Genomic DNA, 12,587 nt, shown 5'->3' with positions numbered 1-12,587 from the left:
TTCAGCTCTTCTCGATGTTCGCCGCGATTGCGTTGAACACCGCGACGCCCTGGTCCGCCGGATCGGTGGCGCAGTGCATCACGTCGATCGCAATGTTGTTGCGCACCCCCAGAACCCGCGAACAGCCCCAGCCGCCGGCGCCCTCGGCGGCCTGTTTGATCTGGATGGCCCCTTCGGGCTCGGTCATCGCGCTGTAGCGCCAGATCCGCTTGGAGTCACCGTCGTACACCACCGACTGGTCCGCGCACTGCGACCACAAGGACTTCGCCTTGGTGAAGAACGTGTCGGCGGCGTCGGAGTCGGCGAACCGTACGACGGCCTCGACCACGCCGTTTTCCGGGCGGGTGTCGGCGTCGGGAGCGTCGTCGTAGGTGTTGGCCAGCGCATCCGACCAGCCGGAGCCGTTGTAGGCGGCCTCCTGCATGGGTGACCAGGAGGCGCGGCACTCCTTCTTGGCCACCGCGCCGGTGTCCCCCATCGTGCTGGAGGTGCTGCGCTGTATCAGCGTCCCGTTGGTCTTGACGATGTCGGCGACCTCGGAGGTGTCCAGCAGCTTGCCGGCCATCGCCGAGGCACTGATCGGCTTCGCCTTGATCGGGCCGTCGTGGTCGGCCGGCTGGGCCGTGCCCGAAACCATCGTCGTGCAGCCGGTCAACAACAGGCCGAGACCGGCCACCGCGCACATCGATCGCACCTTCACGAATCGAGCCTATCCCGGTTCCGGGCCCCGAACCGACGCCAACTCGTCGCGCCGGTTGTTGCAGACCCGGGCGGGCGGTTGCACGATACCCGGGTGAGCGAACCCGAGCCGGCGGTCACCGCGGCGCCCTCCCACCGGCTGCGCCGAATGACCGGCCGCGACCCGCACGAGCAGAACCGGGTGGCGACGCCGCTGGAGTTGCTGTTCGACCTGACCTTCGTCATCGCCTTCGGGTTGTCGGCGGCGCAGTTGGCCGATCTGCTGGCCGACGGCCACGTCGGCGCGGCGGTGGCCGGCTTCGCGTTCTCGACGTTCGGCGTGTCCTGGGCGTGGATCAACTTCAGCTGGTTCGCCTCCGCGTATGACACCGACGACTGGCTGTACCGGCTGACCACGATGCTGCAGATGATCGGCGTGATCGTGCTGGCCCTGGGTATTCCGCCGATCTACTCCTCCATCGCCGCCGGCGAGCACGTCGACAACCGGATTGCGGTCGCCGGCTACGTCGTGATGCGGCTGGCCATGGTCGCCCAGTGGCTGCGTGCGGCCGCCGCGGATCCAGCGCGGCGCAGGACGTGCGTGACCTATGCCGTCACCATCACCGTCGCGCAGATCGGTTGGATCGCAGCGATTTTCGTCCACACCTCGGTGCCGGCGACGTTCACCGTCTATGCCGTGCTGGTGCTGGTCGAATTCGCCGGCCCCTGGTATGCCGAACGGTTTCGCGGGATCACGCCGTGGCATCCGCATCACATCGCCGAGCGTTACAGCCTGCTGGTCATCATCGCGTTGGGCGAAGGTGTGGTGGGCACCGTCGCCACGCTGTCGGCGGTGGTCGGTGAACACGGCTGGACCCTGGATGCCGCGCTGGTCGCGCTGGCCGGCATGGCGTTGACCTTCGGGCTGTGGTGGACCTACTTCGTCGTTCCGGCCGCCCCCGCGCTGCACGCGCGCCCGGAGCGGGCGTTCGGATTCGGCTACGGGCATATCGTGATCTTCGGGGCGATCGTGGCGACCGGCGCCGGCCTGCACACCGCGGCCATCTATCTGGAGGGTCATTCCCGGCTGAGCGCGACGCAGACGCTGCTCGCCGTGGCGGTACCCGTCGGGGTGTACATCCTGGCGATATTCGCCATGTACGCCTACCTGGTCGGCACCTTCGACCGGGCGCACCTGGCCATGGTGTCCGCGAGCATGGCCGGGCTGGCCGCCGCGGTGGGGGCTACTGCCGCCGGGGCGCCGATGCCGGTCGGACTGCTGCTGGTCAACCTGGCGCCGCTGGTCGTGGTGGTCGGCTACGAACTGGGCGGATTGCACACCGGGTCACAAAGCGGCGACGGCGCGGCCTCGGCCCCGTGACGTAATCGTTAGCCAACCGCGATCGGGTTGCCGAGTTTCCCGCACGGGAACCTCACAGGTCACATGATTCACTTTCGTCACGTAGGTAACACAGACGTGTAATTACGAATGACGGAGGAGCTCAGTCGTGAAGTTCGTGGAGAAGTTGCGCGCAAAGGTTTCGCTGCGGCGGATGGCGACCGCCGCCGTGGCCGCCGCCGCACTGCCCGCCCTGGTGGGGATCGCCGGCCAGACTGCGCCGGCCGGGGCGTTCTCGACGCCCGGACTGCCGGTGGAGTACCTGGACGTCCCGTCGCCGTCGATGGGACGCACCATTCGCGTCCAGTTCCAGCCCGGCGGCCCGCACGCCGTCTACCTGCTCGACGGGCTGCGCGCCCAGGACGACTACAACGGCTGGGACATCAACACCGAGGCGTTCGACTGGTTCCACGGCTCGGGGCTGTCGCTGGTGATGCCGGTCGGCGGACAGTCGAGCTTCTACACCGACTGGTACCAGCCGTCGCAGGGCAACGGGCAGACCTACACCTACAAGTGGGAAACCTTCATGACCCAGGAGCTGTCCAGCTGGCTGGCCGCCAACAAGGGCATCTCGCAGACCGGTAACGCCGCCGTCGGCATCTCGATGGCCGGGTCGGCGTCGCTGACCTATGCCATCTGGCATCCGGAGCAGTACACCTACGCCGCGTCGCTGTCGGGCTTCCTCAACCCGTCCGAGGGCTGGTGGCCGATGCTGATCGGGCTGGCGATGAACGACGCCGGTGGGTTCAACGCCAACAGCATGTGGGGCACCTCGGCGGACCCGGCCTGGAAGCGCAACGACCCGATGGTCAACATGGGCCGGCTGGTCGCCAACAACACCCGCATCTGGATCTACTGCGGCACCGGCACCCCGTCGGAGCTCGACGCCGGGGCCGACGGCGGCAACCTGATGGCCGCCCAGTTCCTGGAGGGCCTGACGCTGCGGACCAACGTCACCTTCCGCGACAACTACATCGCCGCGGGTGGCCGCAACGGGGTCTTCAACTTCCCGGCCAACGGTACGCACAGCTGGGGTTACTGGGGCCAGCAGCTGCAGCAAATGATCCCCGATCTGCAGCAGACGCTCAACGGGACTCCGGTCGCCGGCTGACCGAACCCCTCGCCTGCGGCCTCCACCTCTGCGGTGGGGGCCGCAGTGCATTGGGCGGCTATTCGACCAGCCGATAGCGCAGGCCGGACGCGCGAATCACCCTGCGCTCCAGCGCTGCCCGCACCCCCGCCTCGGTGCCGACCACCCGGACCTTGTCCTTGGCGCGGGTGACCGCGGTGTAGAACAGCTCGCGGGTCAGCAGCCGGGACTGCGCCGATGGCAGCAGCACGGTGACCTCGGCGGCCTGACTGCCCTGGCTCTTGTGGATGGTCATCGCGTGCATGGTCTCCACGTCGGACAGCCGGCTTGTGGCGAATGTCTTGGGACCCGTGTCGGTTTCGATCACCGCCCGCAAAATGCCGTCCCGGGCGACGGTCACCCCGGTGTCACCGTTGTACAGCCCCACCCCATAGTCGTTGGCGGTCACCAGGATCGGACGTCCGGCATACCAGTGTGCCCATAGGTTCTCCCCGGTGGCGTCGGAAAGCCAGCGTTCCACCTGACGGTTCCAGTGGTACACCCCGAACGGGCCCTCCCGGTGCGCGCACAGCAGCCGGTGGCCGTCGAGAACCGCGAGCGCATCGCGGTCCGCGGTGTCCGGGTCGGCGCCGGACAGAGCGGCCTCGCGCACCGCCAGGGCGTGCGGGAGCAGCACATCGCGCAGTGCGGCCGCCGGTTCGACTCCGGTGGATACGGGATCGTCAGGGTCGGTGACCTCGACGAACTCGATACTCGGCGACCCGCCGCGCAACAGACTCAGCGTCGACGCGGCGTCGCCGGCGCGGATCGCGGCGGCGAGGTCGCCGATATCGGAACCGAATCGGTGCGATGTCAGCAGTTTTGCGATCCGGGTGTCGGGTCGAGCGCCGAGCCCGTCGACCAGGTCGGCCAGCACCGCACCCGCCTCCACCGACGTCAGCTGGTCGGCGTCGCCGACCAGGATGAGCCGGGCTTCCGGGCGTACCGCCTCCAGCAGCCTGGCCATCATGGTCAGCGAGACCATCGAGGTTTCGTCGACCACGATGACGTCGTGCGGCAGCCGATTGCCGCGGTGGTGGCGGAACCGTACCGAGGAGTCGGGTCGCACGCCGAGCAGCCGGTGCAGGGTGACCGCGCGCAGTTCCGGCAGTCGGTCGCGGTCGGCGTCGTCGAGCAGCGCCACTTCGGCGGCGACGGCCTGCTGCAGCCTCGCGGACGCCTTTCCGGTGGGTGCTGCCAGGGCGATTCGAGGCCGTGGCCGGCCGGCGGCTTCAGCCTGCTCGACCAACAGCGCCAACAGGCCCGCGACCGTGGTGGTCTTCCCGGTCCCCGGTCCGCCGGTGAGTACCGTGGTGGCCTGGTTCAGCGCGATCCGGGCCGCTTCGCGTTGCTCGTCGGAGCCGTCCCGGTAGAAGACTCGGGTCAGGCCGGACTCGATTGCCGTCGAGCCGGATTCATCCGCGCCGGGTCCCGGGCCGACCCGGTCGAGTAGATCCCGGCAGACCTGTTCCTCCTCGCGCCAGTAGCGATCCAGATAGAGCAGGTTCTCGCGGTAGAGCCGCAGGACCGGCATGTCGGACGCCAGCAGCGGGCTGGCCTGGATAGCAGCCAGCCAGCCGTGGCGGTCCGGCCAGGCCAGACCCTCGGGTGAATCCTGGTGCACGGTGGCCAGATCCACGCATACCGACCCGTTGCGGACCGCTCGGGCGGCCAACGCCACGGCCAGGGCCACCAGCTGATCGGACTCCGCAGGGTTGCCTGCGGCCGGGCGCAGCGCGCACAGCCGGGTTGCGACGTGAACGTCGGCGGCGTCGAGGATGCCGGCGCGGTTGAATTCGGCCAACAGTCCGGTCGCGGCCAGTGCCAGGCGCCGGTCGAACGGGTCCTCGGGTGCCGCGATCTGCTGGACGCCGGTGTTCGGGGTGGTAGTCATCTGCTCACCCGCCCGTCGGCCTCGCTCGCGGCCAGCAGATCCGAGAGGTCCTCGATGAGCCGCGCCGGTGGGCGCCAGCTGAACACCCCCGCGGGTACGCCGTCGACCGCGGGGGTGTCGGGTCCGCACATACCGCGCAGGAACAGGTACAGCACTCCGCCCAGGTGCTGCTCGGGACGGTATCCGGGTTGGCGCCAACGTAGGAAACGGTGCAGCACCACCGAATACAGCAGCGCTTGCAGCGGGTAGTGGGAGTGCTCCATGGCGTCGACGAGTTGTCGGGGCCCGTAGTCGGCGGCGGTCAGTGGCCGCGACGGGTCGCCGAGCCTGTTGGTCTTGTAGTCCACGATCAGGTAGCGGGGGCCGGGAACTCTCAACACCGCGTCGATGGAACCAGAGAGGTAGCCGCGCAGCGGTTGCCCTCCCAGCTCCGGTGTCTGCAGCCGCGCGGCGTACCCGGCCAGCGGATCGTCGGGCGCCAGCGCGTCGGCGATCACCTGACCGAATTGCGCGACGGTGATCTGCGGGCTCGAACCGGTGATGGAATCCCCGCCGGCCAGGGGGATTTCGAAGTCCAGTTCACGCAATCGGTCACGCCGGCCGATCTGGCGCAGCGTCAGCCCGTCAGCCAGCGGCCCGAGTGGGGTGTCGTGCATGGGGACCAGCGCTTCGGCGAGGTCAGACGCGTCGATGTCGCAGGGCCACCACAGCTGGTGGGCCCGAACCTGTTCGGTGAGTTCGGCGGCGAGGTCCGGTGCCTGCGGATCGGCGCTTTCCAGGACCGCGTGCACCAGGGAGCCGAAGGCCGCGCCGGCGGCCAGGTCGGCCATCGGCGAGACCGGGGCGTCCGCTGTCCCGCCGGGCACCGCGATCTCCTCCGGGGCCCCCGGGCTGATCACGGACGGTCCCGGTTTCACTCCGGGTCCGCCGGCACTCGCTACGCTCGCGCCACCTCCGCCTACGCTCGCCGAACCGCCCGGGCTGATCACGGACGGTCCCGGCTCGTCGTCCTTGCCGACATCGACGGGTTCGCTGCCCACTCCGGTGGCGACGACCATGCCCTCGGCGGCGCGCAGCAGGCCGCTGTAGGAGGTGCGTCGCCAGCCCGAATCGAGGCCGCGGGTGAACCGGCGCACGCTCTGCCCGGTCGCGGGGGGTTGCTCAACCGGGGTTGGTATCGCGGCAATCTCCGCGTCTTCGACGGTGATCGCGCCGCGGCGCTGCCAGTCATCGAGGATGGTCCGGGCCGCGTCGTCGGTGTCCACCGGGTCGCATTCGTCGGGTACTTCCGGGCCGCCCGGTGTCCGCCCGCGCAACAGGCGAGACAGCGCTCCGGTGGGTTCGTCGCGGGCCGGCGCCCACCAGGCGACCACCTGGGACTGCGCCCGGGTGAGCGCGACGTAGTTGACGCGCAGCGATTCGCCGGCCGATTCCCGTCGCCCGATGCCGTCGGCGTCGCGACGCTCCCGGCCCCCATCCCCCCCGATGTACAGGCAGCGCCGTCCGGCATCGTCGTGATAGCGCGGATAGTCGTCGGTGTGCAGGTGCCGGTTGAACGCGAAAGGCAGGTAGACCACCGGGAACTGCAGCCCCTTGCTGGCCCACACCGTGAGGACCGACACGGCCTGGGCGTCGCTGTCCAGCCGCCGGCGTCGTTCGGATGCTCCGCCGCGGTCCCGGCGCTGTTCGGTCAGCCAGCCGTGCAGGCCCGACGGGCTCAGCCGGTTGCGGTGGGCGGCGTCGCCGAGCAGCTGAGCCAGCTGGGTCAGGTCGGTCATCCGGCGTTCGCCGCCGACGCAGCCGAGGACCCGCTGCCCCATCCCGTCGAGCAGCGCGGCTTCCAGTACCGCGGCGATCCCCCGGTCCCGGGCGTGCCCGGCCCACTCCCGCAGGGTGTCGGCGATCCGATCGGTCAGTGCCGGCCCGCCCTCGGCGAGGGTGTTGGCGGTGTGCCCGAAGAACATGGTGGCGGCGGCCGCCCGGACCAGTCCGGAGCGGTGCGGGGCGTCGAATGCCTCCAGCAGGATCAGCCAGTCGTCGGCGGCCTCGGAATCGAAGACGTCGATCTCGCCGGTGTAGACCGCCGGAATGCCCGCCGCCAGTAGGGCTTCATGGCAACGACGGGCGTCGAAGTTGCTCTCGGTGAGAACGGCGATGTCACCGGCGGTCAGCGGCTCACCGTCGAACCTCGTGCCGTCGGCGAGCATGCGGCCGATATCGGCGACCAGGTCCGCGGTGATGTGTTCACGCAGCCAGTCGATGCGGATCGTCTTGCGGTCTCTGACCCGGAACCGGGCGCGGTCGGCGGTACGTAGTCGAATCGGCGGTGCCGACTCGCCCGACGGGTACACCAGCCGTCCTCCGTCGTGGCTGGCCTTCACCGGATGCACGACGATCGCCGGATCACCCAGTGCCGCACCGCCGGTCAGTATCGCCAGGGCGTCGACAAGCCGCGCGTCGCTGCGCCAGTTGGTGTCCAGGGTGCGCTGGATACCCGCGGTCGCCGCAGCCTGCAGGTAAGTGTTCACGTCGGCGCCGCGGAACGCGTAGATGGCCTGCTTGGGATCACCGATGAGAATCAGCGTCGAGTGCCCGTCGAACGCGCGGTGCAGGATCTGCCACTGGATCGGGTCGGTGTCCTGGAACTCGTCGACCATCACCACTTTCCAGCGCCGGCGCATCTGTTCCCGGGCGGGTGCCTGCGGATCGGCCAGGGCAGTGGCCAGCCGGCTCAGCAGGTCGTCGTAGCTGAGGATGCCGCTGCGGCGTTTTCGGATCTCCAGTTCGGCGAGCACTCTGCCTGCGAATGCCCGGCGCAGGGCGGCCTCGGTTCCGGGTTGCGGTGCGACGGGCTGTAATTCGACGCCAGGGTTGGCGATGACGTGCCTGGCGAGTTTTCCCGCCTCGGCACGGGTCAGCGTCGGCTGGTCGGCGCTCTGGGCGAAGCCGGCCAGATAGAGGTCGTCGGTGATCTCGTCGGCGAGGTCGTCGAGGTTGTCCACCAGGGTGACGCCGGATTCCGAATCACCGGCGATACCTAACGATTTCAACACGATCTGACAGAAGCCGTGGGTGGTGGTGACACTGGCGTCGTCGAAGTCGGCCAGGGCGTCGCGCAGGCGTTTGCGGCGCGCGGCGAATTCTTGTGCGTCGACGTCGAGCAGGGCAGGTAGAAGGTCCCCGGTGGCGGTTTCCGGGTCCTCGAATGCCTCGGCGGCGGCGAGCAGTTGGCCGCGGACCCGTTCCCGCAGTTCCCGGGTTGCGGCGCGGGTGAAGGTGATCAGCAGCATCTGGTCGAGGGTGACCGCGCCCTCGGCGATGTAGCGGGTGACCATGGCGGCCAGCGCATAGGTTTTGCCCGTGCCGGCGCTGGCCTCCAGCAGCAGGGTGGTGCCGGGTGCGGGCAGCGGGTCGAGGAGGTTGAAGGGCTGCATCAGTCGATCTCCTCCGCGGCCAGCAGCGGGCCCCATACCCGGGCGGCGTAGCCACCGAGTCGGGTGGTCTCGCCGGGTGTCTGTTCGCCGGGGCGGGGTTCGGCCTGCAGCACCGACCAGCCGTTGTCGCCCCAGGCGCGGCGGACGGCGGGGTCTTCGCATTCGCCGGGGAATTTGTCGGTGTACCAGGCCCACCTCGCACGCTGTTCGGCGTCGTCGGCGGTGCGGCGTGCCTGCGCCCAGGCATACGACGTCTTGATCGGCAGCGGAAGCGGTTCGATGCGTCCGGCATCGTAGACGGCAACCAGATCGGACAGCACCGCGATCGGATCGGCCGGGGAGGCGAGCAGGGTCTCCGACACCGGGTTGCGGGATCGGGCCCGACCGAGGCAGCGGGCGGTGAACCGGGTTCCGGGTTGCTGCGCAGAGACCGCCAGCAGCCGAATCCACTCCTGCAGCAGTTGTTTTCCGGACAGGCGCGAGTAGGAGACGGACAGCAGTCCACTGCCGTACAGCGGTGTCACGGTTCCGGTCAGGCGACGGCCGCCCGCGAGCTCCACATCGACGTCGACGGACCGCGGTGCCGCGCTGCGATGCGGTCGGGCGGCATCGGCTAACGCGGTTGCCAGGGTGAGGATTTCGCCGGCGCGTCGCCAGCCCAGCCGTCCAGGCGGCAGGGTGCCGCGGCGCCATTCGGCCTGCAGTACCGATTTGGGGTCCATGTCGTTGAGCAGATCGGACAGCATGCGTTGGCCCACAGTCCATTCGGTGAGCGCGTCGATCTCAACCGGGATGGCGTCGGCGATCTCGTCGGCCTCCCAGCCCAGGTTGAAGTCCAGTTCCCGGAAGAAGCCGCGGATCGGGTCGCGGTAGAAGCTCAGCAGGGCGTCGAGTTCGATGTCACCGGGCGGCGGGGTCGGCAGCGGTCCGGACAGGAACGGCGGTGGGGTCGGTCGGGGTCGGATGGCGGCGGCCCGGGCTCCGGCCAGGGCGGCCGGGTCGAAGCTGAACGGCTTGCCGGGGACCAGGGTTCCCGGGGTGACGTTGCGAGGATCGAACGGCAGCAGCGGGTGCTCGACGCGAATCGCCTCGCGGACCGGTTTCCCGGTGGTGCGGTCCAGCGCGTCGAGCAGTTCGGCCAGCGGGACGGCGGGCTGGTGTTCCTGACCGGTGACCTCGTCGGCGCCGGTGTAGGTGATGACCAGGGTGTCGGTGGCCGCGCCGATGGCGTCGAGGAGCAGTTGGCGGTCCTCACTGCGCCGGTCGCGTTCCCCGGTCAGCGGGTCGCGAGCCAGGACGTCGTCGCCGTCGTCGGTCGCTGCGCGCGGGAACACGCCGTCGTCCAGGCCGACCAGGCAGATCACCCGGTGCGGCACCGAGCGCATCGGGGTCATGGTGCACACGGTGATGGCGCCGGTGCGGAAGTTGGCGCGGGTGGGTCGGCCGACCAGGTGGTCGCGCAGCAGCGCGCGGACGTCGCCGAGGCGTAGTTCGGTGTTCTCGTGGCCCGCGGCGGCGGTGGCGACGGCGGCGAGTTCGCGGTCGAGTTGCCCGTGCTGCCAGGCGTCGTCGCCGACGGCGCGGGTGAGAGCGTCGACGCCGTGGCGCAGGGTGGTCAGCCAGTCGTGCAGGGGTGCGGTGCCCGACAACGCACCGAGGGTGCCGGCGAGCCGGTCGCAGTATTCGGCGAACCGGCCGGCCAGGTCCACCCGGTTGCTGCCGACGTCGTCGAGGGGCAGGGTGGTGCCGATCCAGCCGGGGGCGTCGGCGGACATGGCGACGCCGGACAGGATGCGGTCCAGGCCGAAGCGCCAGGTGTTGTGCAGGATGGCGTCCAGGCCGTAGGGCCGGCGGTGTTCGGCGTCAATGCCCCACCGGATGCCCGAGGTGCGCACCCACTCGACCAGTGTCTCCAGGTCGTCGTCGGTGAAGCCGAATCGGGCACGTACCGGTGGCTGCTGCGCGAGGTCGAGCAGTTCGGTGGCGGTGGCGCGGCCGCCGGCCATGGCGAGCAGGGTCTCGGCGACGCCGAGCAGCGGGTTGGTCTGGCTGAGCGCCCGATCGGCCAGTTGCAGCCGCAGCCGGTGGGCGGGGTGCGCGTGGATGTCGGTTCCGTTGGCGCGCCCGGTGAGGTCCCCGAGGCCGAAGTCCGCCACGAACAGCGGGGCGAATCGTTCGATGTCGGGGCACATCACCAGGATGTCGCGGGGTTCGAGGGTGTCGTCGTCGGCGAGCAGCCCGAGCAGGACCTCGCGCAGCGCCTCGATCTGGCGGGCCGGACCGTGGCAGCTGTGCACCTGCACCGAGCGGTCTTCGGACCGGTGCGTACGGCCCTGCGGACGCACCGCATCGGCGGCCAGGTCGGATTGCAGCCAGGACAGCAGCGTGTCCGGGCGGTCGGCGAGTTCGCGGTGGTCGTCGTCGATGCCGGCGGGCAGGGCGCGCTGCAGTTCGCGCAAGTCGCGGCCGAGGGTGGCCAGCAGCGGGTGCCCGACGCTGCGGTGGCTGGTGTCGGTGCGTCGGCGCACGGTTTCTTTGTCGTCGGCCAGGTGCTGCCACAGCACGTCGCTGGGATGCGGCAGCCACAGGTGCAGCTCGTGGTGAACGGCGAGGGCGTCGAGCAGTTCGATGTCGGTGGCCGACAGCCGGGTGTGGCCGAACAGCGACAGTCGCTGTGGCAGGTCGAGTGCGCCGGCCCGCAGCCTGGTGACGGTGTCGCGGTGCCTCTCATCTGGTGGAGAGGCTCGGACTTGGTCGACGAGTCGGCGCCACAGGATCGGTTGCCAGCTCAGGTCTTTGGGCAGCGGATCGCCCGCGCCGTCGGTGTCGCGGCCGGCCGCCCAGTCGGCCAGCAGCGCGGGGCGCTGGTAGCCGTAGGAGGCGAACAGGCCGGCGATACGACGGGCGACGGCGTAGCGGCGGCCGCGGCGCAGTTCGGCTTCCTCGCCCTCGGCGGTGGCTCCGAGGTGGGCGGCCAGTGCCGCACACCACGGTTGGCCGGCGTCGGCGGCCAGGGCGTCGTCGATGACGCGCAGCAGCGGCCAGGTCAGGGCGTCTGGGGACCAGGGATCGTGATCGTCCGCGCCGGTGAGTTCGGCGATCAGCGACCCCGGGGACCGGAACTGCACCGCCGCGCACACCCCGTCGTTGCCGCGGGTTGCGCCCAGCAGGTGGGAGAGCCGCTGGCTGAGCCACCGCTCCACACCGCGGGCCGGCACCAGCACCAGGTCCATCCCGAACGGATCGTCAGGAGGCGTGGCGAGCAGCTCCCCCAGCCCCTGGGCGAGCAGATCGGTGCGCTCCGCGCGGTGCAGATGAAATGCCATCGCTGGCAAATCTATCGGGGCCCTCCGACAGGAACGACGGGCCAGTCACTATCTGCCGCCGGCCGAATCTATCCACAGGCGGGCTTCGGGCCGAAGTCCTCTGTCACCCCGGCATTGATCAGGCGATCAGCGAATCACGCGGCTACAAAGACGCCCGGAGAGACCAGACCACCCTCGACAACCTGCGCAGAAAACATGCATCGGAGGTCGCCTGCACCTCGAACACGTCGACGGACCCGCAGAACCGATGCTATGGATCGCTGACGCGTGCTGCGGAGCAGTCACCGAGCTTCGCTGCGGTAATCCGGACTCATACTCACTGATCCAGTCTTCCGCGACGATGCCGAAAACCCACCCATGAAAGGCTCGGACCCCAGGCCCTGTCTTCCGGCAGGATCTCCTGGGGTCCACTTCTGACGTCACCGCGATGCGCCAGCTTCACCGCACAGTGAAGTGCGCTCACCGTATGCGCTCACCGCGAACCACGCCATTCACACCCTGGCGGTTCCCCGGTGGCCAACTCGCCGAGATCGACGTCAGGGCTGTTGCGCGCGGGCGTTTTGCATCGAGATCGACACCCGGGCTGTGCCGCTGCGACGCCAGCAGCCCAGGCGTGAGTTTCGATCACCATTACCTGCGCCGACACACCACCCGGCGCGCCTTCCAGCGAATTACACCAATGTGTGTTATGGGGTTGTTGAGACAGGTGTGACTGCGTCTGGCAGTC

Annotated in this window: 6 protein-coding genes; 2 read left to right on the top strand and 4 right to left on the bottom strand. The window is 69.7% G+C overall.

All coding sequences use genetic code 11. From position 1 onward, the window contains the following. Nucleotide 1: 1 nt before the first annotated feature. Nucleotides 2-700: a sensor domain-containing protein gene (locus tag G6N16_RS03540; protein ID WP_083033191.1), complete on the bottom strand. Its 699-nt coding sequence runs from the start codon at nt 698-700 to the stop codon at nt 2-4. Nucleotides 701-847: 147 nt separating this feature from the next. Here G6N16_RS03540 and G6N16_RS03535 point away from each other — a divergent pair, with 147 nt between their 5' ends. Both G6N16_RS03535 and G6N16_RS03530 read left to right on the top strand, forming a co-directional pair. Further along, nucleotides 848-2,059, top strand: a complete 1,212-nt coding sequence (locus G6N16_RS03535) for a low temperature requirement protein A (protein ID WP_083033212.1) — start codon at nt 848-850, stop codon at nt 2,057-2,059. A 127-nt stretch (nt 2,060-2,186) separates the two neighbouring features. Continuing rightward, nucleotides 2,187-3,188 carry an esterase family protein gene (locus G6N16_RS03530; protein ID WP_083033190.1) on the top strand — a complete coding sequence of 334 codons (1,002 nt, stop codon included), beginning with the start codon at nt 2,187-2,189 and terminating at the stop codon, nt 3,186-3,188. Between the two features lie 58 nt (nt 3,189-3,246). Here the strand turns inward: G6N16_RS03530 and recD are convergent, their stop codons facing one another. The 3 genes from recD to recC are packed head-to-tail and all read right to left on the bottom strand — an operon-like array spanning nt 3,247 to nt 11,860. Beyond that, entirely contained in the window at nt 3,247-5,100 is a 1,854-nt protein-coding gene (recD, locus tag G6N16_RS03525) for an exodeoxyribonuclease V subunit alpha (RefSeq protein ID WP_083033188.1), read from the bottom strand. Further along, a complete protein-coding gene (locus tag G6N16_RS03520) occupies nt 5,097-8,534 on the bottom strand; it encodes a UvrD-helicase domain-containing protein (protein WP_083033187.1) in 3,438 nt (1,145 codons plus the stop codon). The genes recD and G6N16_RS03520 overlap by 4 nt, the downstream gene beginning before the upstream one ends. Beyond that, a complete protein-coding gene (recC, locus tag G6N16_RS03515; protein WP_163787758.1) occupies nt 8,534-11,860 on the bottom strand; it encodes an exodeoxyribonuclease V subunit gamma in 3,327 nt (1,108 codons plus the stop codon). Before recC ends, G6N16_RS03520 begins: the two co-directional genes overlap by 1 nt. Nucleotides 11,861-12,587 lie beyond the last annotated feature (727 nt).

The organism is Mycolicibacterium insubricum (assembly GCF_010731615.1).
Classification (GTDB): Bacteria; Actinomycetota; Actinomycetes; order Mycobacteriales; family Mycobacteriaceae; genus Mycobacterium; species Mycobacterium insubricum.
The sequence above is the reverse complement of the archived record's forward strand: the minus strand, read 5'-3'. Positions and strand labels throughout refer to the sequence as shown.

What these genes read in the sequence shown, in the direction of transcription:
- G6N16_RS03535 (WP_083033212.1), top strand. Translation starts at nt 848, where the DNA reads ATGACCGGCCGCGACCCGCACGAGCAGAACCGGGTGGCGACGCCGCTG.
- G6N16_RS03520 (WP_083033187.1), bottom strand. Translation starts at nt 8,534, where the DNA reads ATGCAGCCCTTCAACCTCCTCGACCCGCTGCCCGCACCCGGCACCACC.
- recC (WP_163787758.1), bottom strand. Translation starts at nt 11,860, where the DNA reads ATGGCATTTCATCTGCACCGCGCGGAGCGCACCGATCTGCTCGCCCAG.
- recD (WP_083033188.1), bottom strand. Translation starts at nt 5,100, where the DNA reads ATGACTACCACCCCGAACACCGGCGTCCAGCAGATCGCGGCACCCGAG.